This window comes from Hafnia paralvei (genome assembly GCF_020150375.1).
GTDB classification, from domain to species: domain Bacteria; phylum Pseudomonadota; class Gammaproteobacteria; order Enterobacterales; family Enterobacteriaceae; genus Hafnia; species Hafnia paralvei.
Genome location: NZ_CP083737.1, coordinates 4,594,143 through 4,619,614, shown reverse-complemented (window position 1 = coordinate 4,619,614; position 25,472 = coordinate 4,594,143). Strand labels below are relative to the sequence as shown.

General features: G+C 47.9%; 25 protein-coding genes. 19 read left to right on the top strand and 6 right to left on the bottom strand.

All coding sequences use genetic code 11. The features are described 5' to 3' along the window. Positions 1-20 precede the first annotated feature (20 nt). Entirely contained in the window at positions 21-302 is a 282-nt protein-coding gene (locus K9N75_RS21280; protein WP_004090690.1) for a PAAR domain-containing protein, read from the bottom strand. A gap of 2 nt (positions 303-304) precedes the next feature. Next, on the bottom strand, positions 305-2,326 hold the full coding sequence (locus tag K9N75_RS21275) for a type VI secretion system Vgr family protein (protein ID WP_224452082.1): 2,022 nt from the start codon (positions 2,324-2,326) through the stop codon (positions 305-307). 380 nt (positions 2,327-2,706) lie between these two features. Between K9N75_RS21275 and K9N75_RS21270 the strand changes: the two genes are divergently transcribed. The 3 genes from K9N75_RS21270 to K9N75_RS21260 all read left to right on the top strand — a co-directional run bounded on the left by K9N75_RS21270 (position 2,707) and on the right by K9N75_RS21260 (position 6,404). Further along, the gene (locus tag K9N75_RS21270; protein ID WP_008815667.1) at positions 2,707-3,834 is read left to right on the top strand and encodes a sugar diacid recognition domain-containing protein; all 1,128 of its coding nucleotides are present in this window, start codon (positions 2,707-2,709) and stop codon (positions 3,832-3,834) included. 154 nt (positions 3,835-3,988) lie between these two features. Continuing rightward, entirely contained in the window at positions 3,989-5,257 is a 1,269-nt protein-coding gene (locus K9N75_RS21265) for a GntP family permease (RefSeq protein WP_114445445.1), read from the top strand. Positions 5,258-5,267: 10 nt separating this feature from the next. Beyond that, the gene (locus tag K9N75_RS21260) at positions 5,268-6,404 is read left to right on the top strand and encodes a glycerate kinase (protein ID WP_008815665.1); all 1,137 of its coding nucleotides are present in this window, start codon (positions 5,268-5,270) and stop codon (positions 6,402-6,404) included. Positions 6,405-6,407: 3 nt separating this feature from the next. On the opposite strand, the gene panM is transcribed toward K9N75_RS21260, so the two are convergent. Beyond that, entirely contained in the window at positions 6,408-6,821 is a 414-nt protein-coding gene (panM, locus tag K9N75_RS21255) for an aspartate 1-decarboxylase autocleavage activator PanM (RefSeq protein ID WP_008815664.1), read from the bottom strand. A gap of 417 nt (positions 6,822-7,238) precedes the next feature. On the opposite strand from panM, the gene K9N75_RS21250 reads away from it, so the two are divergent. From K9N75_RS21250 to ugpQ, 10 genes are all read left to right on the top strand, one after another. Beyond that, entirely contained in the window at positions 7,239-8,351 is a 1,113-nt protein-coding gene (locus K9N75_RS21250) for a branched-chain amino acid ABC transporter substrate-binding protein (RefSeq protein ID WP_008815663.1), read from the top strand. Positions 8,352-8,648: 297 nt separating this feature from the next. After that, complete coding sequence (gene livH, locus K9N75_RS21245; protein WP_004090669.1) at positions 8,649-9,575, top strand: high-affinity branched-chain amino acid ABC transporter permease LivH; 927 nt, start codon at positions 8,649-8,651, stop codon at positions 9,573-9,575. Further along, a complete protein-coding gene (locus tag K9N75_RS21240; protein ID WP_224452081.1) occupies positions 9,572-10,843 on the top strand; it encodes a high-affinity branched-chain amino acid ABC transporter permease LivM in 1,272 nt (423 codons plus the stop codon). Before livH ends, K9N75_RS21240 begins: the two co-directional genes overlap by 4 nt. Continuing rightward, on the top strand, positions 10,840-11,610 hold the full coding sequence (livG, locus tag K9N75_RS21235) for a high-affinity branched-chain amino acid ABC transporter ATP-binding protein LivG (protein WP_004090666.1): 771 nt from the start codon (positions 10,840-10,842) through the stop codon (positions 11,608-11,610). The genes K9N75_RS21240 and livG overlap by 4 nt, the downstream gene beginning before the upstream one ends. A 45-nt stretch (positions 11,611-11,655) precedes the next feature. Then, positions 11,656-12,363 (top strand): high-affinity branched-chain amino acid ABC transporter ATP-binding protein LivF, encoded by a 708-nt coding sequence (livF, locus tag K9N75_RS21230; RefSeq protein WP_191278979.1) that lies wholly within the window; start codon positions 11,656-11,658, stop codon positions 12,361-12,363. 275 nt (positions 12,364-12,638) lie between these two features. Continuing rightward, a complete protein-coding gene (ugpB, locus tag K9N75_RS21225; protein WP_008815660.1) occupies positions 12,639-13,961 on the top strand; it encodes a sn-glycerol-3-phosphate ABC transporter substrate-binding protein UgpB in 1,323 nt (440 codons plus the stop codon). A gap of 80 nt (positions 13,962-14,041) precedes the next feature. After that, entirely contained in the window at positions 14,042-14,929 is an 888-nt protein-coding gene (gene ugpA, locus K9N75_RS21220; protein ID WP_008815659.1) for a sn-glycerol-3-phosphate ABC transporter permease UgpA, read from the top strand. Next, entirely contained in the window at positions 14,926-15,771 is an 846-nt protein-coding gene (gene ugpE, locus K9N75_RS21215) for a sn-glycerol-3-phosphate ABC transporter permease UgpE (protein ID WP_008815658.1), read from the top strand. Before ugpA ends, ugpE begins: the two co-directional genes overlap by 4 nt. A gap of 4 nt (positions 15,772-15,775) precedes the next feature. After that, on the top strand, positions 15,776-16,852 hold the full coding sequence (locus K9N75_RS21210; RefSeq protein ID WP_008815657.1) for a sn-glycerol-3-phosphate import ATP-binding protein UgpC: 1,077 nt from the start codon (positions 15,776-15,778) through the stop codon (positions 16,850-16,852). Positions 16,853-16,886: 34 nt separating this feature from the next. Then, entirely contained in the window at positions 16,887-17,630 is a 744-nt protein-coding gene (gene ugpQ / locus K9N75_RS21205) for a glycerophosphodiester phosphodiesterase (protein ID WP_008815656.1), read from the top strand. Positions 17,631-18,426: 796 nt separating this feature from the next. Here the strand turns inward: ugpQ and K9N75_RS21200 are convergent. Continuing rightward, on the bottom strand, positions 18,427-18,861 hold the full coding sequence (locus tag K9N75_RS21200; RefSeq protein ID WP_039186093.1) for a hypothetical protein: 435 nt from the start codon (positions 18,859-18,861) through the stop codon (positions 18,427-18,429). Between the two features lie 273 nt (positions 18,862-19,134). Here K9N75_RS21200 and glpE point away from each other — a divergent pair, with 273 nt between their 5' ends. From glpE to glpD, 6 genes are all read left to right on the top strand, one after another. Then, the gene (glpE, locus tag K9N75_RS21195; protein ID WP_008815654.1) at positions 19,135-19,464 is read left to right on the top strand and encodes a thiosulfate sulfurtransferase GlpE; all 330 of its coding nucleotides are present in this window, start codon (positions 19,135-19,137) and stop codon (positions 19,462-19,464) included. A gap of 152 nt (positions 19,465-19,616) precedes the next feature. After that, entirely contained in the window at positions 19,617-20,453 is an 837-nt protein-coding gene (glpG, locus tag K9N75_RS21190) for a rhomboid family intramembrane serine protease GlpG (RefSeq protein WP_008815653.1), read from the top strand. A gap of 33 nt (positions 20,454-20,486) precedes the next feature. Beyond that, positions 20,487-21,245 (top strand): DeoR/GlpR family transcriptional regulator, encoded by a 759-nt coding sequence (locus K9N75_RS21185; RefSeq protein ID WP_004096965.1) that lies wholly within the window; start codon positions 20,487-20,489, stop codon positions 21,243-21,245. A 249-nt stretch (positions 21,246-21,494) separates the two neighbouring features. Further along, on the top strand, positions 21,495-21,806 hold the full coding sequence (locus K9N75_RS21180; RefSeq protein ID WP_004096963.1) for a type II toxin-antitoxin system MqsR family toxin: 312 nt from the start codon (positions 21,495-21,497) through the stop codon (positions 21,804-21,806). Continuing rightward, positions 21,790-22,191 carry a type II TA system antitoxin MqsA family protein gene (locus K9N75_RS21175; RefSeq protein WP_224452080.1) on the top strand — a complete coding sequence of 134 codons (402 nt, stop codon included), beginning with the start codon at positions 21,790-21,792 and terminating at the stop codon, positions 22,189-22,191. Before K9N75_RS21180 ends, K9N75_RS21175 begins: the two co-directional genes overlap by 17 nt. A 242-nt stretch (positions 22,192-22,433) precedes the next feature. Next, positions 22,434-23,921 (top strand): glycerol-3-phosphate dehydrogenase, encoded by a 1,488-nt coding sequence (gene glpD, locus K9N75_RS21170; protein ID WP_224452079.1) that lies wholly within the window; start codon positions 22,434-22,436, stop codon positions 23,919-23,921. Positions 23,922-24,002: 81 nt separating this feature from the next. Here glpD and K9N75_RS21165 read toward each other — a convergent pair whose 3' ends face one another. Both K9N75_RS21165 and K9N75_RS21160 read right to left on the bottom strand, forming a co-directional pair. Continuing rightward, positions 24,003-24,290: a PapB/FocB family fimbrial expression transcriptional regulator gene (locus K9N75_RS21165; RefSeq protein WP_008815650.1), complete on the bottom strand. Its 288-nt coding sequence runs from the start codon at positions 24,288-24,290 to the stop codon at positions 24,003-24,005. A 316-nt stretch (positions 24,291-24,606) separates the two neighbouring features. After that, positions 24,607-25,449, bottom strand: coding sequence for a helix-turn-helix domain-containing protein (locus K9N75_RS21160; RefSeq protein ID WP_224452078.1), 843 nt, complete (start codon positions 25,447-25,449; stop codon positions 24,607-24,609). Positions 25,450-25,472: the final 23 nt, after the last annotated feature.

Genomic DNA, 25,472 nt, shown 5'->3' with positions numbered 1-25,472 from the left:
GTGTCGGCCAACTCCGTGTATTATTCAATGGTTCCGATGTGTTGTCCTGGTATTACAACATTGCTGAAAGGTGGGCAGCCGCAGGCGACATAATCACCCGCTAAAATAACGTAGACGCCATCGACTTTGCCCAAGCATGGCCCTGCAGAAACTAGGGTTCCTATGCCTTTCTTGCAGGCGTTGCAGGTTGCCTGCATACCAACCAACGCCACTGGCTTACCATTGATTTTCATGGTTGGGGAACCCTGCAGCACTTTGCCACCCGTGCTGGTTTTATCGTTTTGGCAAATGATTGGGCGCATTACTAACCTTCCTGCTCTTGACGGGCTTTTTCACGACAGTCTTCCGCAGTAGGTTGTCCATCGGTTGCGGCTCCAGATAGAGAAGAGACAGAACCAGGGATGCCCGGTATAACGTCTAATTCACCTTTGATCGATACTTTTCCTGTCAGCGTAATTCCGCTGCCATCGATAGTGATCGTTCCTCCTTTGCTTTTAAACATCACTCGTTCACTGGCTTGCAATGTGTGCACTTTAGTGTGGCTATGAATACCCTCCACAACCTCAGTAGTGTATTTACCATTGACCGTACACTCTTTATCTTTTCCTACATTTTGGCTGTGAGTCGCGTGAATTTTCTCTTCCCAGTTATTATTAATTTTCGTAATAAGATTTTTTTCAACGGTTTCAAATTGATTAGCATCAATTTGAATATATCGATCTTTGACAATATGTAGAGACTCGTCCTTGCCAACGTAGTGGCTACGATTGTTCATAACGGTATGGCTTTCGTCATGTTCTATTTTTTGCGTTTTATCATGCTTAATCTCTATCAGCTGATCTCTTTGGGCATGAATATAAATTTCTTCGCGCCCAGCATCGTCTTCAAAGCGCAGTTCATTAAACCCTTTGCCCTTATGGGTTTGAGTTTTGAACGTAGTGCGCGTTTTTTCTGCAGGCAAATTAAGTGGAGGTCGGTTTAATGCATTATAAGTACAACCCGTAATAATTGGGCGGTCAATGTCTCCATTGAGGTAGGAAATGATCACCTCTTGCCCAATGCGTGGCGTGGCTAAAAATCCATAACCACTACCGTTCCAACCCTGTGCAACGCGTACCCAGCACGATGCTTTCTCATCGGCTTTGTCATATCGGTTCCAGTGAAAATGGACTTTTACTGCACCGTCCTCATTGACATAAATTTCCTCGCTGAAGGGGCCAACGACTTCAGCGACTTCATCCCCGTCTGCGAGTGGCTTGTAGTGATATGGGGCGCGCCACTCATCACGGGCTGAAATAAAAGTGAGTTCGTTGGTTAACGTTGTACCTTCACCGCTGTCTTCTTCCTCTAACGATTCTGGCATCATGCCATGATGGGTCACCGTGACGACCTGCCAGCGATCGTTCATTGTCTCCACTGGATGCTCGGTAAGCTGAAAGATCCTACCCGGCATCAATTTTATGCAGTTAGATGAAGCTATCCCCGTTTTGCTGTCTGAACTCAATTGCTCTATGCGATAGCGAACCATCGGCGCCGCTTCCGCATCATGTTGAAAACGTCCGTAGCTATCAAAAACGGTGTGAGGAGAACCTGGCAGTCCTTGAGATTTAGAGAGCGCACTGTGGGTGAGTCGATCGTTGGGGTTTTGGTAGTTTCGGTCTTTGTGGATCGCTTCACGTGGGCGTACAAATGAGCCGAAGCGTAGCTTATTAATAATGTCGCCTTGAATTGCTGATTGTGGATGAGGGTTATAGGCTACCGTTGCGTCAACCAGCATTCCGTAAAGGCTATCGCTATAACACATTCCCTCATCATCAAACCAATATACGAACCCTTCTTCCGCAGCGAGTCGATCAAAAAAATGAGCCGCAGACTCACGCTTTTGTGTCACGTATTCGCGCTGTAGGTGATTATCTTTTATCAGCGTGCACTTTGCCTCAACGTGATTATCTTGCAGCAATTGCTGCAAAATTTGAGGTGTATTGAGCTGGTGATAGATTCGACTATCTTGATTGAGCGTCATCACCCACGCTTCAGGACGGATCGTCAATGTGTAAAATGTGCGTCTAAATCCAGAGTCTCCCCGTTCTACACCTGCCACAAGACCCGTAATTGTTCGCTGTTCAACATCGTTAACTTTGACTGTTAATGAGGCTTTTTGCAGAAGCTGGGCATCGGGGTCAAAATCGTCTCGTTTGCTTACGACTTTTAGCGTGAGCGTGAATAGCTGGGAGAGTCCTTCATCCAGTAAGAATTCAGCAACGTCAAATGCTTCTGAAGGAAGGTTGCCAATTTTGCAAGAAAAATACAGCCCTGTCTTTTCCATAAAAATATATCCTTAATCATTTTTTAATTCTGTGTTAAACCTGTTTTGTTAATTTATTTTTTGTATTGATAGGTTTTCCATATATATGGATTCGGTGATATGTATTGTCTTGCTGATAATAATACTACTTTATCTTGATAGGATATCGATAGTAATACGCTCTTATTTGTTTAAAATTATTTATATATTACTTTGCTCGAAAATATTATTTAACTTATATAAATAATAGATTGGTTGTTGATATTAATTCGGTAACGAATGACTTTTGAGAATATATAAATAATGAATATTTATAGTCGGTGTTTATCATTTCAGTCTTTGCATCGCGACCACACTATCCGCTACATTGATCTGTGTTCCCTCTTAACCAATGAAGCCCCATGCCAAACAGTTACCTTAAGGAAGATACCGCGCGTCAGATCGTTTCTCGTGCGATGAGCATCATTGACTATTCTGTGAACGTGATGAACGAGCACGGAGTCATCATTGCTTCAGGTGACCCGAGCCGCTTGCATCAGCGCCATGAGGGGGCGGTTTTGGCGCTCACCGAGAATCGGATGGTGATCATTGATGATGCAGTGGCCAGCAGGCTTAAAGGCGTGAAGCCGGGAATTAATTTGCCCATTATATTTCGGCAGAGAATGGTGGGGGTGATCGGGATTTCCGGCGAGCCAGAAAAAGTGCAGGCGTATGCTGAACTTGTTCGCATGGCTGCGGAGCTTATCCTTGAGCAGGCAGAAATGCTGGAGCAAAACCAGTGGGAAAAACGTTATCGTGAGCAACTCGCTTCTCAGCTGATTATGGAGCGCGGTAGCGTTGCATCGATGGCGTCAATGGCGGCATATCTTGGATTAGATCTGTCCTTACCGCGGATTGCATTGATTGTTAGCCTTCATGAGCAGGAACATATTCGCCAGCGTGAGTTATTAGAAACGCTCAGCAACCATAACCATGAGACGTTGGTGATGATGCATGGCTTCGATCGTATCGTTGTCTTGCTGCCGCTCAATATAAGTCGTAGTGACGATAATGATGCGGCAATCAAAAAAGGTCTGCGTAAACTGCATGTGCAACTACAGTCGCGCTTTCATGTAAATATCTACGTTGGTGGCCTATTTGCTGGGGATGATGGTGTGCGCCGTTCTTACCTGAGTGCTCAGGCTTTGCAGGAGATGGCGCAACGTCAAAAGCTGAATCAGGCCGTTTTATATTATCGAGACCATTTTTTACCGGTGTTATTAAATGGATTTGCAGACAGCTGGCAGGCCGAAGAACTGGGGCTCGCGTGGCAGGCATTACGTCAGGCTGATGCTAAGGGTGTTCTATGTCACACTCTGCGCTGCTATTTTGTACAGAATTGTGATCTGTCTCAAACGTCAAAACAGCTGCATATCCACGTTAACACCCTTCGCTACCGCTTACAGAAGATTGAAGACATAACATCTTTAAAAATCAATGAATTAAACTCTATTCTTCAGTTGTATATTGGCATGCAGATTTATCGCTGATTTGTAGCATCCTACAAAAAATGCAGGTTCTAACCGTCGATTTTCTGGTGATTCGCCTCAAGCTATTTTTCTTTGTCTCCTCATAATGCCTCCTTGTACCTACATTCGTCTTAGACGATCTCACAATAATAATGAATCAAGGCAGGAGTGAATAATGACAACGGTTTCTGCTCTAGGCGCAATAGTGGCACTGGTTGTATCCATCGTGCTTATTTTACGCAAGGTTCCACCTGCTTACGGCATGATTGCTGGGGCTTTAGCGGGCGGTTTGGTTGGCGGAGCTGACCTCATTCAAACAATCAGTCTTATGATCACCGGTGCTCAGGGTATCACCAACGCCGTATTACGTATTTTGGGTGCAGGTATTCTCGCGGGCGTGCTGATTGAGTCTGGCGCAGCGAATACCATCGCTGAAACTATTGTACGTAAAGTGGGCGAGAAGCGTGCGCTGTTGGCGCTGGCAGTCGCGACTATGCTGCTGACCGCCGTCGGTGTGTTTATTGATGTGGCGGTTATCACCGTTTCTCCAATCGCTTTAGCGATTGCCCATCGTGCTGATATTTCCAAAATGGCGATTCTGCTGGCGATGATTGGCGGCGGTAAAGCGGGCAACGTGATGTCGCCAAACCCTAACACTATCGCGGCGGCAGATAGCTTCCATGTACCTTTAACCTCATTGATGATGGCAGGCATTATCCCTGGTCTGTTTGGTTTGGTACTGGCTTATTTTCTGGCTAAACGTCTGAAGCATCGTGGCTCAAAAGTTGAAGCTCATGAGTTGGTTGTCGGTAAACATGACGCTGCGCTGCCAGCCTTTGGCGCGGCGATCGCCGCTCCTTTAGTCGCTATTATCCTGTTGGCGCTACGTCCAATTGCTGGCATTGCCATTGACCCATTAGTTGCATTACCTGTGGGGGGCTTAATTGGTGCGGTGGTTATGGGGCAATGGAAACATACTAACCAGTACATGGTTTCCGGTTTATCGCGTATGGCTCCGGTAGCAATTATGCTGCTCGGCACCGGTACGCTGGCGGGGATTATTGCTAATTCAGGTCTGAAAGATGTGCTGATTACAGGCTTGACGGCTTCTGGTATGCCTTCGTATCTGCTGGCCCCCATTTCAGGGGCCTTGATGTCGATGGCGACGGCATCCACGACTGCTGGTACCGCAGTGGCTTCCGCAGTATTTAGCTCCACGCTGATTGGTATGGGGATTTCGGCTCTGGCGGGTGCGGCGATGATTCACGCAGGCGCAACGGTACTCGACCACATGCCACACGGCAGCTTCTTCCACGCAACCGGCGGTAGCGTCAACATGCAGGTGCATGAGCGTTTGAAGCTGCTGCCTTATGAAACCGCCGTGGGTCTGATGATCGCCTTTGTTTCTACCATGATGTTTGGTGTGTTTAATTTAGCGGGTTAACGAGGTACGCATGAAAATTGTGATTGCTCCTGATTCATTTAAAGAAAGCCTTAGCGCGATGCAGGTTGCCGAGGCGATTGAACAGGGTTTTAGCGAAATATTCCCGCAGGCTGAATACATCAAGCTGCCGATGGCTGATGGGGGTGAAGGCACGGTGGAATCAATGGTTGCAGCGACCGGTGGAGAGCGAGTGCATGTGAATGTAACCGGTCCTTTAGGGCTGCCGGTTAATGGCTTCTTTGGCTGGATGGGCGATGGTGAAACAGCGGTGATTGAAATGGCCGCCGCGTCGGGGTTGCATTTGGTCGCGCCCGAGCAACGTAATCCGCTGGTCACCACCAGTTTTGGTACCGGAGAACTGATTCTAGCGGCGCTTAATCACGGGGCGCGCAAAATTATTCTCGGTATTGGCGGTAGCGCCACCAATGACGGCGGCGCGGGCATGATGCAGGCGTTGGGCGCACATTTTCATGATATCGATGGCAAAGAGCTTCATGTTGGTGGCGCGGCGCTTGCTCAGTTAGCCAGCGTTGACCTTAGCCAATTGGATGCTCGTTTAGCACAGACCGATATTTTGGTGGCCTGTGATGTTGATAACCCTCTGTGCGGAGCGAAAGGTGCGTCGGCGGTATTTGGCCCACAAAAAGGCGCAACGCCAGAGCGGGTTAAACTGCTAGATGCCGCTTTGCAGCATTATGGTGAGAAGATCGAGCTGGCAACCGGAAAATCGGTGCTAAATGTGGCTGGAGCGGGTGCCGCAGGTGGTATGGGGGCGGCGCTGTTTGGCTTGCTTAACGCACGCTTACAGCCGGGCATTGAAATCGTCACCGAAGCATTAAAGCTGGCCGATGCGGTACAAGGGGCCGACTTGGTGATCACCGGTGAGGGGCGTATCGATAGCCAAACTATCCATGGAAAAACGCCTGTTGGAGTGGCGCGAGTCGCTAAGCGTTACGATATTCCGGTTATCGCTATCGCTGGAGGCATGACGCCAGATTATAGCGTTGTACATCAGCATGGCTTGGACGCGGTATTTTCAGTACTAAACCGCATCCAAACGTTGCCTGAAGCACTAGAAGGCGCTCGCGAAAACGTGCGTGTTACAGCACGCAATGTCGCGGCGGTTTGGAAGATGGGGCGCGGCTGATTTTTAATTCTGCCAGCCTTGTTCGCCGCTATTGAGTTCACAAAAATTAAAACCACAGGCGGCCATAAACGCATTCATTTCTTCAAGTCCAACACCAGGGACTTCACTCGCCGCCAGCTGCCAGACATTAATTTCTGGTAGTTGGCGCATCGTATCTTCCACTAAGTACAGTCCAACCCCTCGACGGCGCGTGACTTCTCGCACGCACAGGTCATGTAGCGTGGCGAATCCTTTTTGCCGATCGGCACATACCTTGACTGCACCTAGAAGCCGATCGTTAAAACGTGCAGCAAATAGGGCATGACCGTCATCTAACCAAGCCTGCCATATCTCCGGCTGCTGTTCAGGCCACACTTTTCCCAAGTCACGAATATCGTCTGGATTTAAGGCCATCAAGCGCTCAATAGTCAGTTTCATGTTTTATCTTCTGCCGAGAATAATTGATAAGCATTGTAAGTGATCTGTATTCATTGGCGGTGTAACTTTTAGTGTACAAAATTTGAGCTGATTATTTTTGTCGATCTGCAATTTTCAGAGTAAAAAATTAGTAAATGAATTGTTTAACAGATGAACGTGCTTGCCTAGTGACAAACTCTGCCGCTTTACTCCGATTTTTGTGCTGTTTACACCGCTTGTTTCTAGCTATCTGATTTGATTTGCAGAATAAATCTCCTGTTTAATGATATGAAAAATAAAGTCTTATTAGAAAATATTGCTGTGCAATCACATAATTCATTATTTCTTATGCGTAAAAATGTTATTTGTTAATAATATGTTGCTTGATTGCGCGCTAAAGCAAACACAATAAACACAACGACAGGCGGGGATGAGCAGATGAGTATCAATAAGGGTAAGGTTTTTCTGACTGGCTGTATTGCGTTAGCCATGAGCAGCAGTGTTATGGCGAAGGACATTAAAGTGGCGATTGTTGGCGCGATGTCTGGCCCGGTTGCACAGTATGGCGATATGGAGTTTACCGGGGCTAAGCAGGCCATTGCGGATATCAACGCCAAAGGTGGCGTGAACGGCGATAAGCTAGTTGGTGTGGAATATGACGATGCCTGTGATCCAAAACAAGCAGTCGCGGTTGCCAACAAAGTGATTAACGACGGTATCCGTTATGTTATCGGACACCTGTGCTCCTCTTCGACTCAGCCTGCTTCCGATATCTATGAAGATGAAGGCGTTTTGATGATTACGCCTGCGGCGACCAATGCCGATCTGACCACGCGTGGCTATAAACTGATCATGCGTACGACGGGGCTGGATTCCGATCAGGGGCCAACCGCGGCGAAATATATCCTGAATACCATTAAGCCACAGCGTATCGCCGTGGTGCATGATAAACAGCAGTATGGCGAAGGTCTGGCACGTTCGGTTAAAGATGCGTTGGAGAAATCCAATGTAAAACCAGTGCTGTTTGAGGGTATTACCGCTGGCGACAAAGACTTCTCTACGCTGGTTGCGAAGCTGAAAAAAGATAACGTGGATTTTGTCTACTTCGGCGGCTACTACCCAGAAATGGGACAGATTTTGCGTCAGGCCAAACAAGCGGGTCTGAAAGCTAAATTTATGGGGCCAGAAGGTGTGGGTAACTCATCTCTATCTAACATCGCGGGCGATGCATCTGAAGGCATGCTGGTGACGCTGCCACAGCGTTACGATCAGGTTCCCGCTAACAAAGCTATCGTAGACTCGCTGAAAGCCAAAAAACTGGATCCGACAGGGCCATTTGTTTGGACCACCTACGCAGCATTGCAATCTCTGACTACCGGAATGGAGCGCAGCAAAAGCGAAGAACCCGCTGACATCATTAAAAACCTGAAGTCTCAGCCGGTTGATACCGTTATGGGGCCATTGAGCTGGGATGATAAAGGCGACCTGAAAGGCTTCGAATTCGGTATTTTCGAATGGCATGCCGACGGCTCATCTACGTCGGTTAAATAGTTCTGACGGTTCTTATTTTCGTTGATGCCTTAGTTGAATACGCCACGCCGACGCTGTGTCGGCGTGAGGGTCGGAAGTGCCAAACATGGCGCATGTTGACCCAGAGCGAAAATGGCATCTCGAATAAAGCATGCGAGTGCGGAGACCACTCGCGCGCGGTCTTTGCCCATACGCCTAAGTTATCGATGAATGCGCGATAAATAGGTGGACGAAACCTTACTCCAAGGTTTTGGCGTGCGGGATTAGAACAGCGTTGTAACATCATCACTAAGCCCTTATGTGGTATGAGGATAGGGTATGTCAGAACAGTTTCTCTATTTCATTCAGCAGATGTTCAACGGCGTTACGCTGGGGAGCACCTACGCGCTGATCGCCATTGGTTACACCATGGTTTACGGCATTATCGGCATGATCAACTTCGCCCACGGCGAGGTATATATGATCGGCAGCTATGTCTCCTTTATTGTTATTGCGGCGCTGATGATGCTGGGCATTGATGCTAGCTGGCTATTGATTGGCGCGGCTTTTATCGTCGCTATTGTGATCACGAGCGCCTACGGCTGGAGTATTGAGCGCGTTGCTTATAAGCCCGTACGTTCTTCAAAGCGTCTGATTGCGCTAATTTCTGCCATCGGAATGTCCATTTTTTTGCAAAACTACGTCAGCCTAACGCAGGGCTCGCGCGATCTGGCATTGCCGCGTCTAGTGACTGGGCAATGGACATTAGGTGAAAGTAATGGTTTCTCCGCCAGTATTTCCACTATGCAGATCATCATCTGGGTCGTAACGTTTCTTGCGATGTTGGCGCTAACGCTGTTTATCCGCTATTCGAGGATGGGGCGCGCCTGCCGTGCCTGTGCAGAAGATCTGAAAATGGCGAGTCTGCTCGGCATTAGCACCGATCGCGTGATCTCCCTTACTTTTGTTATTGGTGCAGCAATGGCGGCTGTGGCGGGTGTACTGCTCGGTCAGTTCTACGGCGTTATCAATCCATACATCGGTTTTATGGCGGGGATGAAAGCCTTTACTGCGGCGGTATTAGGCGGGATCGGCAGTATTCCTGGGGCGATGATCGGCGGATTGATCCTCGGCGTAGCAGAAGCGCTGACTTCCGCTTACCTCAGCACTGAATATAAAGATGTCGTGTCATTTGCGTTACTGATTGTGGTGCTACTGGTGATGCCTACCGGTATCTTGGGGCGGCCGGAGGTTGAGAAAGTATGAAACAGCTCAATCTGGTTAATGCGATTATTTCGACCATCACCATGTTCGTGTTGGCATCGTTTATCATGGGCGTCCAGCTCGGGCTAGATGGCACCCATCTGGTCGTCAATATGGCAGATTCTATACGTTGGGAATGGATTGCTGCGGGCTGTGTGGTGGTCTTTTTCTTCCAATTGATGCGTCCTCTGATTCAGCAGGGGCTGAAAAAAGTGTCAGGTCCCACTCTGGTGCTGCCAAGCTTAGATGGTTCAACGCCAAAACAAAAACTGGTGCTGATGTTTATTCTTATTGCGGCAGTGGTGTGGCCGTTTGTGGTATCGCGTGGAACCGTGGATATTGCCACGCTGACGCTTATCTACGTGATGCTTGGACTGGGGCTAAACGTCGTTGTCGGCCTGTCTGGCTTGTTAGTTCTGGGATACGGTGGTTTCTACGCCATCGGTGCTTATACCTACGCGTTGCTTAACCATTATTACGGAATTGGTTTTTGGGAGAGCTTGCCAATTGCGGGCATTGTTGCCGCCGCCTTTGGGCTACTGTTAGGTTTTCCGGTATTGCGTCTGCGTGGTGACTATTTGGCCATTGTGACGCTCGGTTTTGGTGAAATTGTACGTATCCTGCTGCTGAATAATACGGAAATTACCGGCGGACCCAACGGTATTAGCCAAATTCCAAAACCTACTTTCTTTGGCTTGGAATTCAACCGTAGTGTACGTGACGGAGGATGGGGCTCATTCCACGAATTCTTTGGCCTCAAATACGACCCAAGCGATCGCATCATCTTCTTGTATTTGGTGGCGCTGTTGCTGGTGGTTATCACGCTGTTTGTGATTAACCGGTTACTGCGCATGCCGCTTGGGCGGGCGTGGGAAGCGTTACGAGAAGACGAAATTGCCTGCCGTTCATTAGGCCTAAGCCCAACGCGTATCAAGCTGACGGCATTCACCATCAGTGCGGCGTTTGCCGGTTTTGCTGGAACGTTGTTTGCTGCACGACAAGGGTTTGTTAGCCCAGAATCTTTCACTTTTGTCGAATCGGCTTTTGTACTGGCGATTGTCGTGCTTGGTGGTATGGGGTCACAGTTTGCGGTGATTCTTGCTGCGGTTATTTTGGTAGTTTCTCGCGAACTGATGCGTGATCTGAATGAATACAGCATGTTATTACTGGGCGCATTAATGGTGCTGATGATGATTTGGCGTCCGCAAGGATTACTGCCGATGAAACGCCCTAAGCTGAAATTTGCCACACGCAAAGGAGGGCAGGTATGAGCACACAACCTCTGTTGCTGGTGAACAATCTCTGTATGCGGTTTGGCGGCCTCCTCGCCGTGAATAATGTAGCTCTGATACTCAATCAGGGGGAAATCGTCTCTCTTATCGGCCCTAACGGGGCGGGAAAAACGACGGTATTTAACTGTCTGACCGGTTTCTATCGCCCGACAAGTGGCTCGATAAAACTGCGCGATCGCGAATTAGCTGGGCTTGCAGGGCAGCAAATCGCTCGTATGGGGGTGGTGCGCACTTTCCAACATGTACGCCTCTTCAAAGAGATGACGGTAGTGGAAAACCTGTTGGTGGCGCAGCATCAGCATCTCAAAAGCGGTGTGTTTGCCGGTCTACTGAAAACGCCTAAATTCCGCCGCGCGGAAGCCGATGCATTGGAACGTGCCGCGGTATGGTTAGAGCGTGTTGGATTGTTGGAGTTTGCCAATCGTCAGGCGGGTAATTTGGCCTATGGTCAGCAGCGGCGATTGGAGATTGCACGGTGCATGGTGACACGGCCTGAGCTGCTGATGCTAGACGAGCCAGCGGCCGGTCTTAATCCAAAAGAAACCGATGAACTCAACGAACTCATCGCTGACTTACGCCGTCATCATCAGGTTTCGGTGCTGTTGATTGAACACGATATGAAGCTGGTGATGGATATTTCCGATCGGATTTACGTGGTTAATCAGGGGACGCCGTTGGCGCAAGGCTCGCCGGAAGAGGTACGCAATAATCCTGATGTTATCCGTGCTTATCTAGGAGAGGCGTAAATCTATGCTATTTAACTACTCCCGTTGTCATGTTGAACGAGGGCCATGTTCATGCTGACATTAGAAAACGTCTCAGCCCACTACGGAAAAATTCAGGCGCTGCATAACGTTAGCATCCATATTCAGCAGGGTGAAATTGTGACGCTGATTGGTGCTAACGGCGCTGGAAAAACCACGCTGCTGGGAACGCTATGCGGCGAACCTCGAGCTACCGCAGGCCGTATCCACTTTCTTGGGCAGGATATTACCGATTGGCAAACCGCACGCATCATGCGTGAGGCGATTGCTATTGTGCCGGAAGGCCGCCGCGTATTTTCGCGTATGACCGTGGAAGAAAATTTGGCGATGGGGGGATTTTTCGCCGATCGTCATCAGTATCAAGAGCGTATCGCTCGAGTTTACGATTTATTTCCCCGCTTGCATGAGCGTCGTGTTCAGCGCGCAGGAACCATGTCCGGCGGAGAACAGCAGATGCTAGCGATAGGTCGCGCTCTGATGAGTCAGCCTAAGTTATTACTGCTGGATGAGCCGTCTCTGGGGCTGGCGCCTATCATCATTCTGCAAATTTTCGATACCATCCAACAGCTGCGCGAAGAAGGCATGACGATCTTTCTCGTAGAGCAAAATGCCAATCAGGCGCTTAAGTTGGCGGATCGAGGCTATGTGTTGGAGAACGGTCATGTTGTGCTGGAAGATAGCGGGGCAGCTCTTCTGGCTAATAGCGCAGTGCGTAGTGCTTATTTAGGCGGTTAAGCCTGTCATGACGATAGCGGCATGGATGCCACTATTTGTGATAATTCAATGGGAGATAATGTTTTGTATCCCTTCCTAACTCGCTGATATTTAGGCCGCTATAGTTTCTTTATCTAACTAACGCGTCGCGTGCCCTGCGTCATTCTTTCGTCATAATTCCTTCATCTGCTGGTTATTTTTCTGTCATACGCGCATGTCATGGTACATCCCGAAAATAAGACGTTCTTTATCACTCAACGTTTACGGTGATAACACTCATTTGACGGGGATTTGGCATGATGAATATGACAATAAAGCGCAGCATGTGCAGTTTAGCAGTGATATTTTGCTTCAGTGCACCTGCATTAGCGGTGACTGAAATTCCATTTTGGCATTCGATGGAAGCCGAGCTAGGTACGGAAGTTGATAGTCTCGCGCAGCGTTTTAACCAATCACAAGATGAGTACAAAATTGTACCTGTCTATAAAGGTGATTATGAACAAAGTCTCGCTGCGGGTATTGCCGCTTTCCGTGCGGGTAAGGCGCCCGCTATTTTGCAGGTGTATGAGGTCGGCACTGCAACCATGATGCAAGCTAAACAGGCCGTGAAGCCTGTGTATCAGGTATTTAAAGAGGCCGGTATCCCTTTTGATGAATCCCAGTTTGTTCCCACTGTGGCGGGCTACTACGCCGACAACGCCACGGGCCAACTCCTTTCCCAGCCGTTCAACAGTTCTACACCCGTTCTGTATTACAACAAAGATGCCTTTAAGAAAGCGGGTTTAAATCCTGATGAGCCACCAAAAACTTGGCAGGAGCTGGCTACCGATGCGGCTAAGCTACGCGCAAGCGGTATGAGTTGTGGCTATGCGTCAGGTTGGCAAGGCTGGGTGCAGTTAGAAAACTTTAGTGCGTGGAATGGTGTTCCTTTTGCTACCGAAAACAACGGATTTGGTGGCCCGTCAGCGCGTTTAGAGTTTAACCAGCCATTACAGGTTAAGCATATTCAGCTGCTGTCAGACATGCTCAAAAAAGGCGATTTTAGCTACTTTGGCCGTAAGGATGAGCCAACCGCTAAATTCTATAACGGTGACTGCGGCATGATGACGGGCTCTTCTGGCTCGCTGGCCAATATCAAACAGTATGCAAAATTCAACTATGGCGTGGCTTTCATGCCGTATGACGCTGATGCTAAAAATGCCCCGCAAAATGCAATTATCGGTGGGGCTAGTCTGTGGGTGATGAACGGTAAAAAACCTGAAACCTACAAGGGCGTAGCTGAGTTCTTCCAGTTCTTGGCTAAACCAGAAATTGCCGCTGAGTGGCACCAGAAAACGGGCTACCTGCCCATTACGACCGCAGCCTATGAGTTGACTAAACAGCAGGGTTTTTACGACAAAAATCCGGGCGCTGACGTTGCGACTCGCCAAATGCTAAATAAGCCGCCATTAGCCTTCACTAAAGGTGTTCGCCTAGGCAATATGCCGCAAATTCGTACCGTGGTGGATGAAGAGTTGGAAGGCGTATGGACAGGTAAGAAAACGCCACAGCAAGCGCTGGATGAAGCGGTATCGCGTGGCAATCAACTGCTAGAGCGTTTCGAAAAATCAGCTAAGTAATATCGGTTCTACCTCTCCAGCCGTTCAACCCAAAGGGCGGTTGGTGAGGTATTTGTACTCTGTAGCAAATTTGAGGTGTTATGAGTTCCCGAACTCCCGCATTTAAACGCAGCTGGTTGCCCTATGCGCTGGTTGCTCCACAGCTTTTGATCACCGCCATTTTCTTCTTGTGGCCCGCAGGCGAAGCACTGTGGTATTCGGTGCAGAGCCTCGATCCTTTTGGTCTTTCCAGCGAGTTTGTTGGTTGGCAGAATTTTATCACTCTATGGCATGATCCCTACTACTTAAGCGCGTTTCGCACCACGTTGTGGTTTAGCGGTTTGGTGACATTTTTTGGCCTAGTACTGTCGCTATTTTTTGCGGCGTTGGTAAATCATATTTTACGGGGCCGCCGTTTCTATCAAACTTTGTTCATTCTGCCCTATGCCGTGGCTCCCACAATCGCTGCTGTGCTGTGGATGTTTCTCTTTAACCCTGGGCTGGGTTTGGTTTCGCACTTTCTCGGTGTGATGGGCTATAGCTGGAACCATGCTCAAAATAGCGGACAGGCGATGTTTCTGGTAGTTCTGGCTTCAGTCTGGAAACAGGTGAGCTACAATTTCCTGTTTTTCCTTGCGGCGTTACAGTCAGTCCCCAAGTCGCTGCTTGAGGCTGCTGCCATTGATGGCGCAGGGCCGATTCGGCGTTTCTTTCATATTGTCCTTCCCCTGATTTCTCCAGTGAGTTTCTTCCTGCTGGTGGTCAATTTGGTCTATGCGTTTTTCGATACGTTTCCGGTTATCGATGCAGCAACCGGCGGTGGACCGGGACAATCGACCACTACGCTGATTTATAAAATCTATCGTGAAGGTTTTGCGGGGCTAGATCTTTCCAGTTCGGCGGCACAGTCGGTCGTATTGATGTTGATTGTGGTTGCATTAACTATGATTCAGTTCCGCTATGTTGAGCGTAAGGTACGTTATCAATGATTGAGAACCGTAAAGGCTTGGATATGTTCTGCCATATTATGCTGATTTTGGGTGTGATCGTGATTTTGTTTCCGCTGTATGTGGCGTTTGTGGCAGCAACGCTGGATAAGCAACAGGTCTTTGATGTGCCGATGACGCTCATTCCAGGCTCCCAGCTCTGGCACAACATAACGCAGGTTTGGCAGCAAGGGGTTGGTAGCGCAGGTGCGCCATTTGGTATTCAGTTAATGAATAGCTTTATTATGGCGTTGGTGATTACTGTTGGGAAAATTGCGGTGTCGATGTTATCGGCGTTTGCGATTGTCTACTTTCGCTTTCCATTACGTAACTTATTCTTTTGGCTGATATTCATTACCCTGATGCTGCCCGTTGAGGTCCGTATATTTCCTACCGTTGAGGTGATGGCAAATTTAAACCTGATGGATAGTTATACTGGACTCACTCTGCCGCTCATGGCTTCGGCTACGGCAACGTTCCTATTCCGTCAGTTCTTTATGACGCTGCCGCATGAACTGTTGGAGGCCGCTCGCATTGACGGTGCTGGTCCAATGCGGTTTTTCCGCGATGTGGTATTCCCACTGTCTAAAACGAATTTAGCGGCGTTGTTTGTGATTACGTTTATTTATGGTTGGAACCAATATTTATGGCCATTGCTGATCACGAGCGATCCGGCGATGGGAACGGCGGTAGCTGGGATTAAAAGCGCCATCTCAAGCGGAGAAAGCGCAACGCAGTGGCAACTGGTGATGGCCGCACTGCTGATGACTCTGTTACCGCCATTGCTGGTGGTCTTAGGGATGCAGCGTTGGTTCGTCCGCGGTCTGGTTGATAGCGAGAAATAATACAATGGCACGTTTAAAATTACAGACCGTCAGCAAAAGCTATGACGGCAAAAACGCAATTATTAAAGGTATCGATCTGGATGTTGCCGACGGTGAGTTTATCGTTATGGTGGGGCCGTCCGGCTGTGGTAAATCGACCTTACTCCGCATGGTTGCTGGCCTAGAAGAAACGACGAGTGGTGATATTTATATTGGTGATGACCGTGTAACTCACAAAGAGCCTAAAGATCGTGGCGTAGCAATGGTGTTTCAAAACTATGCACTTTATCCGCACATGAGCGTGTTCGACAATATGGCTTATGGGCTGAAGATTCGCGGGCTGGGCAAAGAACTTATCCGTGCCAAAGTGGAGGAAGTCGCAGCCATTTTGGAGTTACAGACGCTGCTTAATCGCAAGCCTAGTGAGTTGTCCGGCGGGCAGCGTCAGCGGGTGGCGATGGGGCGTGCTATCGTGCGCGAGCCCGCGGTGTTTTTGTTTGATGAGCCTTTGTCCAACCTTGATGCAAAACTGCGCGTTCAGATGAGACTTGAGTTACAGCAGTTGCACCGTCGTCTAAAAACGACCAGCCTGTATGTGACTCACGATCAGGTAGAGGCGATGACCTTAGCGCAGCGCGTCATTGTGCTAAATAAGGGCGTTGCTGAGCAGATTGGAACACCAACGGAGATCTACCATCGTCCTGCTAGTCGTTTTGTGGCGGGCTTTATGGGCGCTCCCGCGATGAATCTGCTGGATGGTTGTATTAGTACAGATGGCCTGTTTTTTCAGATTAACGATGGTCCACAGCTACGCTTCGAACAGCCGATCTCTGCATTAGCGGGTCAAACGCTCACGCTAGGTATTCGCCCTGAGCACCTGCGTCGAGCGGCAGAGCATGAGTCCGGAAGCGAGTTTATGGTTAATCAACTCGAGCTATTGGGCGCTGATAACTTGGCGCATAGTCGCTGGGGGGATCATGGTGTGATTCTGCGATTACCGCATCAGGATTTACCTGAGTTAGGTTGTTCTCTACAGGTCGTGCTACCTCATGAAAATCTACACTTTTTCGATATAACGACGGGCTTACGTATTGAACCATAAGCGAGCAGTGAAGCCCTCGGTAGCGGAGTAAAACATGACAATAAAATGGCCTTATCCAAAAATCGTTGCCCACCGTGGCGGTGGTAAATTAGCACCAGAAAATACGTTAGCGGCTATTGATATTGGCGCTGAGTATGGCCATAAAATGATTGAGTTTGATGCTAAGTTGAGTGCTGACGGTGAGATTTTTCTATTACATGATGACAACCTAGAACGCACCACCAATGGTTGGGGCGTTGCTGGCGATTTACCGTGGGAAAAACTGGTCAGCCTAGATGCGGGAGGATGGTATGGGCGAGAGTTTCGCGATGAACCATTGCCTCTGCTTTCTCAGGTGGCCGATCGTTGCCTTGAGCTTGGCTTATCAGCGAATATCGAGATTAAGCCTACCACGGGCGTAGAAAGTGAAACTGGGCGGGTGATCGCGCTTGCCGCTAAGAATTTGTGGTCAACGCATCCTATTGCACCATTACTGTCGTCGTTTTCGGTTGAGTCTCTAGAGGCTGCGCAGCAAGCTGTGCCAGAACTGCCGAGGGGATTGCTGCTAGAGAAATGGGATGGAGAGTGGTTGGCGATGACCACGCGATTGGGCTGCGTATCATTGCATATTGACCACAATGAACTGACCGCTGAGCGTGTGTCCGACATTAAAGCCGCAGGTTTACGGATCCTGGTTTATACCGTGAATAGCCCAAAACGAGCACGCGAATTATTAGATTGGGGGGTGGATTGTATCTGTACCGATAGGATTGATGTGATCGGAGCGGATTTTGGGTGATTGTTGGTTGAGGAGTACGCCGTTAGCGCGCAACCTATCGATTCTTGTGCTTTTTGTGGCTATGCATTTCAACTAGTACGTCAAGAATACGCATCATAGGTGGAAGGTTTCGTCCGCCTAATACACCGGCTTTCTACATTATTATTTGTGCAGGCGTCCGAGTCGGGGGGCCAGTCGCTGCCCCCCGAAACCCCAGCTTGGCACCGTCCTTCAGCCTGCTTCGCAGGTACCCGAATGTCGTCATTCCGGCTTTAACGGAACGAACGGCAATCGCGAGTATTCGGCGCATCCCTGCGCCTCACCCCTACGGGGCCAACGCTAGCGTTGTTCAAATTTGCTCCAGGCAAATTTGTCCTGACTCCTCCGTTCTTTCGCCGACGTCCCTGTCGGCGAATCCTAGCCTACATTCCTCCCTTCGGCTGAAGAACAACGTGCCGGAAAGGTCAACGTCAAAACCAAAAGATAAAGTCAAAACCTTCTTTGGGTTTAGTTTAAGTCTTGGAAGGGAGAGCAGGCACGACAGGGATGTCGTGACGGAGTTTGGGGCGCCTTGGATGGGCGATACCAAACCGGAGCGGAGATGGCATCTCGGATAAAAGCGCACGGGTGCCGGGGGTGTGCGCTGGCACACCCGGCTCGGACGCCTTCGACGGAGGTTGTATATAAATACTGTAATTGATAGGCGGTCGAAACATTTCACCGCAATCCCATAGAGGATTAGCGCTCCCCGTACGCCTTTACTCATATACCAATGAAGCTCGATACGAATAGGCGCCCGTAAGACGGGGCTATCCCACTAGTACCCCCCATTATTCTTCTTATTCTGATCCACCGTATTCTGCTGATTTAGCATTCTTTGGTTATTTGCCTTTTTCTGCTGATCCATTTGATTCAGCTGTAATTGCTGTTGGCGTTGCTGACGATTCTGGTTATTGAGCATGCGTTGTTGATTGTTGTTTTGCCATTGCTGATCGGCATTCAATCGCATATTTTCATTGAGTTGATGTAGTTGCTGTGCTTGATTGTCACGCTGAATCTGTGTTTGGGTATTGCGTAACTGCTGCTGATTGAAGGTGTTGCTCTGATTTTGGAACCCCTGCTGTTGCTGCTGGATCATTTGCTGTTGTTGCTGCATAACCGCAGACTGAGCGTTGGCATCGGTGCTCAATAGTTGGAGCGCCATCGGGGAAAGCAATAGGGCTGGAAGTAAAAGACGTAGTCGGGTGTTCATAAGACCTCCTATAACGCTATAGCTTTAAGTCTAAGGTATTTCATCGTGCTTTGCGTGGCAGGAGAAGGCAAATATGAGTGATTTTATTCCCTAAATTTTCGTCATTGCTCGTTTTGTTCTTGCTTTTTTTGCGAAAAACCGCAATCTCTTGAAGGTCTTTCAGCTAAGCTGATAGGCTGTTTTGACAACGAATCCATGCGCTTAATGCGGTTTTTTGTTTATAACATGTTCGTTACAATGCGGGCAATTTGATGAAGAAAATGGATCGGTGTTATGGAACAGTTTGTCGCAATTTCAGTTGAGCAGGCACAGCAAAAGTTACAGCAGCCAGATGTAGTGTTAGTTGATATTCGCGATCCGCAGAGCTATGCCGCTGGGCATGCCGCAGGAGCGTTCCATCTGACCAATGCCACATTACAAAACTTTATGCAAAACAATGAATTTGATACGCCGGTGATGGTGATGTGCTATCACGGTAATAGTAGCCGAGGTGCGGCTCAGTATTTGCTGCATCAGGGATTTGAAGAGGTTTATAGCATCGACGGCGGGTTTGAAGCGTGGGTGCGCGCTTATCCCCAGCAGGTTGAGACTTCATCCCTGTAGCGCTCATAAGGCATTTATACCCGTCATACCTCAAGTTGCATGTGCATTGGCTATGTGTGTTCATCCCAGTCTCTAACTGAAGATTAGCCTTTTTGTCCTGCAACTTGAATTATTTAGGGTATATGCGGTGCTATTTTAATAAGCAGGTATTCATGGTTCGTATTATTTCCCTGTCTAATCCACGTCTGGCGCAGGCGTTTATTGACTACATGGCGACACAAGGCGTTCGTTTAGAACTGGAAGTTCACAATGATGAAGTTGTGCTTTGGCTCGCCGATGACTCCCGACAGGCACAGGTGGAACAAGAGCTGACTCGTTTCCTTCAGGAGCCTTTGCATCCACGTTATCAGGCGGCAAGCTGGCATTCTGGGTCAACCCATAGCGGTTTGAAATATTCCAATTTTAGCTATCTAAAGAGTTTTACTCGTCAGACCGGGCCACTCACCGTAGGCATCACGGCTATTTGCGTCGTCGTCTATTTGTTTATGGTAGTACTCGGTGACGCCGCAGTGATGAACTGGCTGGCGTGGCCTGTTGATTCTAGCCAATACCTTCAAGTTTGGCGCTGGGTGAGTCATGCTTTCTTGCATTTCTCTGCGGTGCATATCATCTTCAACCTGATGTGGTGGTGGTATCTTGGTGGGCAGGTTGAAAAACGCCTCGGTGCTGGGAAACTGCTGCAAATTGCGTTGGTATCGGCCTTTATGAGCGGATGGGCGCAGTCTCTGTTTAGTGGTTCCAATTTTGGTGGTCTATCTGGTGTGGTATATGCGCTAATGGGCTATGTATGGTGGTGTGGTGAGCGATCGCCTCAGATGGGCGTGAATATGCCGCGTGGCCTGATGGTGATTTCAGTACTGTGGCTGGTGGCTGGGCATTTCGACTGGTTCGGAATGTCGGTTGCAAACGGCGCGCATATTGCTGGTTTAGTGATTGGATTGTTGATGGCGTTTTGGGATACCCATCATCAGCGTAAAAATAACGCCTAACCGCCGGACATCCGGTAACTCAGGGGAATTGACGTGAAGCAAACACAGCGCCATGACGCGATAATCGATCTTGTTCGCCAGCAAGGGTATGTAAGCACAGAAGAATTGGTTGAACATTTTGCGGTAAGCCCACAGACGATTCGCCGCGACCTGAATGACCTGGCTGAACAAAACAAAATCCAGCGCCATCACGGTGGTGCTGCGCTGCCATCCAGTTCAGTAAATGCGGCCTATCACGATCGTAAAATCATGTGGTCGGATGAAAAAGCACGTATTGCTCAGCACGTTGCGAGCCTGATCCCAGATGGCGCTACGCTGTTTATTGATATCGGCACTACGCCAGAAGCCGTAGCTCATGCACTACTGAATCACCGCAACCTCCGAGTCGTGACCAATAACTTAAACGTAGCAACGTTGTTAATGGGCAAAGAGGATTTTCGTTTGATTTTGGCTGGTGGCGAAGTGCGTACTCGGGATGGTGGCATCATGGGGGAAGCAACGCTCGATTTTATCTCACAGTTTCGTTTGGACTACGGCATTCTTGGTATCAGCGGTATCGATATGGATGGTTCGCTGCTGGAGTTTGATTACCATGAGGTACGCACCAAGCGAGCGATTATAGAAAACTCACGCTGCGTCATTCTGGTTACGGATCACTCCAAATTTGGCCGTAACGCGATGGTTAACTTGGGCAATATGGACCTCATCGATTATCTTTTCACCGATGAACAGCCACCGGCAAGTATCCAGAAAATTATCGAACAGCACGAAGTACAGCTCGAAATCTGCTGATTTTCCCCTTCCCGCGCCTCGCGCCTAAACGCACAGAGCCTGTTTGTTCTGTGCGTTTTGCTTTGTTACAAATGCGTTGGTGATTCCAAAATATTCTGTCTGCTGTGCATCTGTCTCTGATTTCTCCGATCAAACCTCGCAAGTGAACGCTTTACTCCTTGAGACATTTAGATGGCGAAATAAATTGCTATCGGGTGGTTTATTCATCGATAAAACTAACCTACTAGGTTATATTGCTAAGGAGAGCAGATGGAAAAGCGAACACCGCATTGCCGATTAGAAAAGATACGGAGTCTGATAGGGAAGGGGTTGATTAGAGCAACAGCATTGTCGTCTCGGAACGCAAGACAGCTAAATTTTAGTCGTGCTGATATGTATCGAATAGTGAGCGAATTGTCTACGCAGGACTTTCATAAAAGTATGACGACCTATGAGAACCACCGAGTTTGGCAAGATGTTTACCACTGCCATCTGGATAAAGTGTCTCTCTATGTGAAGTTAACGGTAATTGATGAAGTGTTGATCGTTTCTTTTAAGGAGCTGAATGATGATATGTCCTGAATGTGGCTCAGTGAATACGGTAAAGGAATACCGTGATATGCCTTATACCTACAAAGGTCAGACGATAATCGTTAAGGCTATTGGCGCTGATTGGTGTCTCAACTGTGGGGAGGGTGTTGTTTTCACTGAGGAGTCAATTCGTATTGATAGCATCATGGGAGATTTTAACAAACAGGTAAATGCCTCTATCATTGAACCTGAGTTCGTTATCGCGATGCGAAAAAAGCTTAATCTGTCTCAAAGTGAGGCCGGTGAGATCTTTGGCGGTGGGGTCAACGCCTTCTCACGCTATGAGACAGGCAAGGCTCTTCCCCATGTTTCCACCATCAAACTGTTAAAGCTGTTAGATAAACATCCCGAACTGCTCGCTGAAATCCGCGATTAACCTAACTATTCCTTGTGCCTGAGCCGTTCTGCTTGGGCGTCCCCTCACCAAATAACCACACAATATGTAATTTTATTATCTCTTAACTGTTATCTTCATCACGCGAAAATGTTTTTGTTTGGTTAATTTGTGGCGCTAATGTTTGTTTGTGAGTATTATAATGCTCGTAAACGAACATTATTTGCTTGTTTTTCTATCATCAATGACAGAATTAGAACTGTTTCGAGCATCCGGAGGGGAAAGTGGAAACCAAAGACTTGATCGTTATCGGTGGTGGCATTAACGGTGCCGGTATCGCTGCGGATGCGGCAGGACGCGGGCTTTCCGTTCTGATGCTGGAAGCAAAAGACCTGGCCTGCGCAACATCATCGGCGAGTTCCAAATTAATCCATGGCGGTCTACGCTATCTGGAACACTACGAGTTTCGTTTGGTCAGCGAAGCGCTGGCAGAGCGTGAGGTTTTGCTGAAACTTGCACCTCATATTGCTTTCCCAATGCGTTTTCGCCTACCGCACCAGCCCCATTTGCGTCCCGCTTGGATGATTCGTACTGGTTTATTCCTGTACGACCATTTGGGCAAGCGTACTAGCTTACCAAGCAGTAAAGGGCTGCGTTTTGGCCCAGACTCAGTGTTGAAATCCAGCTTAACGCGCGGATTCGAATATTCAGACTGTTGGGTGGATGATGCGCGTTTAGTGTTGCTTAATGCGCAAGAAGTTGTGGTGCGTGGTGGTGAGGTTCGCACGCGAACTCAGGTTACTCGTGCCTATCGTGAAAACGGCCTGTGGGTGGTTGAGGCCAAAAATGCAGACACCGGAGAAACGTTGACGTGGCGTGCCAAAGGTCTGGTTAATGCGACTGGCCCATGGGTAAAACACTTCTTTGATGACGGTTTAGAACTGAAGTCTCCATATGGTATTCGTCTGATTAAAGGCAGCCATATTGTTGTGCCGCGTGTGCATAATCAGCCACAGGCTTACATTCTGCAAAACGAAGACCATCGTATTGTCTTTGTTATTCCTTGGATGGATGAGTTTTCAATCATTGGCACGACCGACGTGGAATATCATGGCGATCCGCATGATGTGAAAATCGATGATAACGAAGTGAATTACCTACTAAAAGTTTACAACGATCACTTTAAGAAACAGCTGGGCAAAGAAGACATCGTCTGGACATATTCTGGTGTTCGTCCGTTGTGTGATGATGAGTCTGATTCACCACAGGCGATTACTCGTGATTACACGTTAGATGTGCACGATCAGGATGGCAAAGCGCCATTGCTCTCCGTGTTTGGCGGTAAGTTAACAACTTATCGTAAGCTGGCTGAACATGCGCTTGAGAAGCTGTCTGGTTATTACGAAAACTGCGGTCCAGCATGGACTAAAAACGCGGTACTGCCGGGGGGCGACTTAGGTACCGATCGTGATAGCTATGCAGCGCAGTTACGTCGCCGTTTCATGTGGTTACCAGAGGCTCTGGCGCGCCGCTATGCACGTACCTACGGTACTCGCACTGAACAACTGTTGGGTACGGCACAATCGCTGGAGGATCTGGGCGAACATTTTGGCCACAACCTTTATGAGGCAGAATTGCGTTACCTTATCGCAGAAGAGTGGGTTGTCGAGCTTGATGATGCTATCTGGCGACGCACTAAGCTGGGTATGTGGTTGGATGAAGGGCAGAAACAGCGTGTGGCTGAGTGGATAAGAGAACACCGTGTGAATTAGGATAGCCTGTTGGTTATGATTATGAGTGCAGTGACCACCAAAGCGTGTCACTGCACTCATGTACCATTGGGGGGGGATGTTCTATTCTCCAGTAAAGTTGCAAATTTGAGCGACGGTATGGCTGACCATTTGCATGTGACGATATTTAACAGAAAAATAGCTCTGCGCAACACCGTTAGATTCACATGCCTCTCGACGGTTTTTGCCATGGACTAATACATCTTCGAGTGATTGTCTGATACTTGGGCTATGCATGACGCAAACCATCGATAGTAGGCGAAAAAGTCTGATATCAACCTGACCTGGGATGAGTTTTCCTAGCTTCGCATGTCTTTTATTAACATGCTTTTCCTCATGGTTATTTTCCATCACTATTCTCCATTTATTAAGGATACTTCATCGCCTAAATTTATAATTTGGCGCAGTCTTACCTTATCCACCGCTTCTGGGTTATTATCATGTAACGAATTGATATTGAATTGATAACTTGTTTACGTTACGAATTCGGTTTTTAAATAAAAAACTAAGCTTAAAGGTGATATTAAAACTATATTAATGGCTCTCTATTATTTAAAATGTGATTTATTCAATTAATGTAGTGTAAATATGCCACTTTAATATTTATCTGCTAAACGGCACTCAGTTATAAATGTGCAAAGGAAAAAGTAATAGTCACATCAAGCTCTTATATCTTTAAAATAGGTATATACATGTCGCAATGAATTTTATGATTCTCATTGCATAATGAATGAATATTTAAGATGCTTGTGTTATTAGCCCACTGTAAATCGTGCTCAGCAAGCGACTTTATAAATATCAGCTTTGAGAAAAGATAATAATCCTCCCAAGAGCCATGAAAACTAAACATGGCATATTGCCCCTTAGGGATAGTCATGGAGCATTCTTCTTCATTTTCAACAGTAATACCTACTGTTGCCTCAACACACACTAAATCATCTCTACTAGTTGTGATGCAACTAATATCATTAATCGAGGTGGTGACCCAAATACTGTCAGCATCATTGTTTAGATGCTCGTTAGCATAACCTCTAATATTATCAATAAAGCTACGATCGTCTATGTTGGTACGAGCTTTGTAATTTATTTTATTGCCAGCAATAAACCGAGGCTCATCCCAAAAAATTATCTCTGCTCGAAAATCAGGGAGTGCGTACAAAAAAGTAAACTGCAAAATATGAGTATTCCACGTTATGTCATTTCGGTAAGCCGTCGGACTTTTACCAAAAAAACGCTGGAATGCTCGAGAAAAACTCTGCCCACTATGATAATGAAGCCCTATAGCGATTTCTGTAATTGGCAACCGGCTAAACTTTAAAGTGACGGCTGCTCGAGTCATCTTGCGGCGAAAAATATATGCGCCCAAAGAAATACCATAATTTTGTCGAAACTTAACTTCTAGCGTTCGACGACTTATGCCAATAACGTCAACCAATTGTGCTATCGATGCGCCAGTATAGATATTGCGCTCAACCCAATAAAGAATGTTACGGCAAGTTTTGCTGTCCATATATCCTCTCCGAAGCGACCGAT

Bases quoted from the DNA above. Each gene is read 5' to 3' on its own strand.
- K9N75_RS21280 (WP_004090690.1), bottom strand. From the start codon at position 302: ATGCGCCCAATCATTTGCCAAAACGATAAAACCAGCACGGGTGGCAAA.
- K9N75_RS21275 (WP_224452082.1), bottom strand. From the start codon at position 2,326: ATGGAAAAGACAGGGCTGTATTTTTCTTGCAAAATTGGCAACCTTCCT.
- K9N75_RS21270 (WP_008815667.1), top strand. From the start codon at position 2,707: ATGCCAAACAGTTACCTTAAGGAAGATACCGCGCGTCAGATCGTTTCT.
- K9N75_RS21265 (WP_114445445.1), top strand. From the start codon at position 3,989: ATGACAACGGTTTCTGCTCTAGGCGCAATAGTGGCACTGGTTGTATCC.
- K9N75_RS21260 (WP_008815665.1), top strand. From the start codon at position 5,268: ATGAAAATTGTGATTGCTCCTGATTCATTTAAAGAAAGCCTTAGCGCG.
- panM (WP_008815664.1), bottom strand. From the start codon at position 6,821: ATGAAACTGACTATTGAGCGCTTGATGGCCTTAAATCCAGACGATATT.
- K9N75_RS21250 (WP_008815663.1), top strand. From the start codon at position 7,239: ATGAGTATCAATAAGGGTAAGGTTTTTCTGACTGGCTGTATTGCGTTA.
- livH (WP_004090669.1), top strand. From the start codon at position 8,649: ATGTCAGAACAGTTTCTCTATTTCATTCAGCAGATGTTCAACGGCGTT.
- K9N75_RS21240 (WP_224452081.1), top strand. From the start codon at position 9,572: ATGAAACAGCTCAATCTGGTTAATGCGATTATTTCGACCATCACCATG.
- livG (WP_004090666.1), top strand. From the start codon at position 10,840: ATGAGCACACAACCTCTGTTGCTGGTGAACAATCTCTGTATGCGGTTT.
- livF (WP_191278979.1), top strand. From the start codon at position 11,656: ATGTTCATGCTGACATTAGAAAACGTCTCAGCCCACTACGGAAAAATT.
- ugpB (WP_008815660.1), top strand. From the start codon at position 12,639: ATGATGAATATGACAATAAAGCGCAGCATGTGCAGTTTAGCAGTGATA.
- ugpA (WP_008815659.1), top strand. From the start codon at position 14,042: ATGAGTTCCCGAACTCCCGCATTTAAACGCAGCTGGTTGCCCTATGCG.
- ugpE (WP_008815658.1), top strand. From the start codon at position 14,926: ATGATTGAGAACCGTAAAGGCTTGGATATGTTCTGCCATATTATGCTG.
- K9N75_RS21210 (WP_008815657.1), top strand. From the start codon at position 15,776: ATGGCACGTTTAAAATTACAGACCGTCAGCAAAAGCTATGACGGCAAA.
- ugpQ (WP_008815656.1), top strand. From the start codon at position 16,887: ATGACAATAAAATGGCCTTATCCAAAAATCGTTGCCCACCGTGGCGGT.
- K9N75_RS21200 (WP_039186093.1), bottom strand. From the start codon at position 18,861: ATGAACACCCGACTACGTCTTTTACTTCCAGCCCTATTGCTTTCCCCG.
- glpE (WP_008815654.1), top strand. From the start codon at position 19,135: ATGGAACAGTTTGTCGCAATTTCAGTTGAGCAGGCACAGCAAAAGTTA.
- glpG (WP_008815653.1), top strand. From the start codon at position 19,617: ATGGTTCGTATTATTTCCCTGTCTAATCCACGTCTGGCGCAGGCGTTT.
- K9N75_RS21180 (WP_004096963.1), top strand. From the start codon at position 21,495: ATGGAAAAGCGAACACCGCATTGCCGATTAGAAAAGATACGGAGTCTG.
- K9N75_RS21175 (WP_224452080.1), top strand. From the start codon at position 21,790: ATGATGATATGTCCTGAATGTGGCTCAGTGAATACGGTAAAGGAATAC.
- K9N75_RS21165 (WP_008815650.1), bottom strand. From the start codon at position 24,290: ATGGAAAATAACCATGAGGAAAAGCATGTTAATAAAAGACATGCGAAG.
- K9N75_RS21160 (WP_224452078.1), bottom strand. From the start codon at position 25,449: ATGGACAGCAAAACTTGCCGTAACATTCTTTATTGGGTTGAGCGCAAT.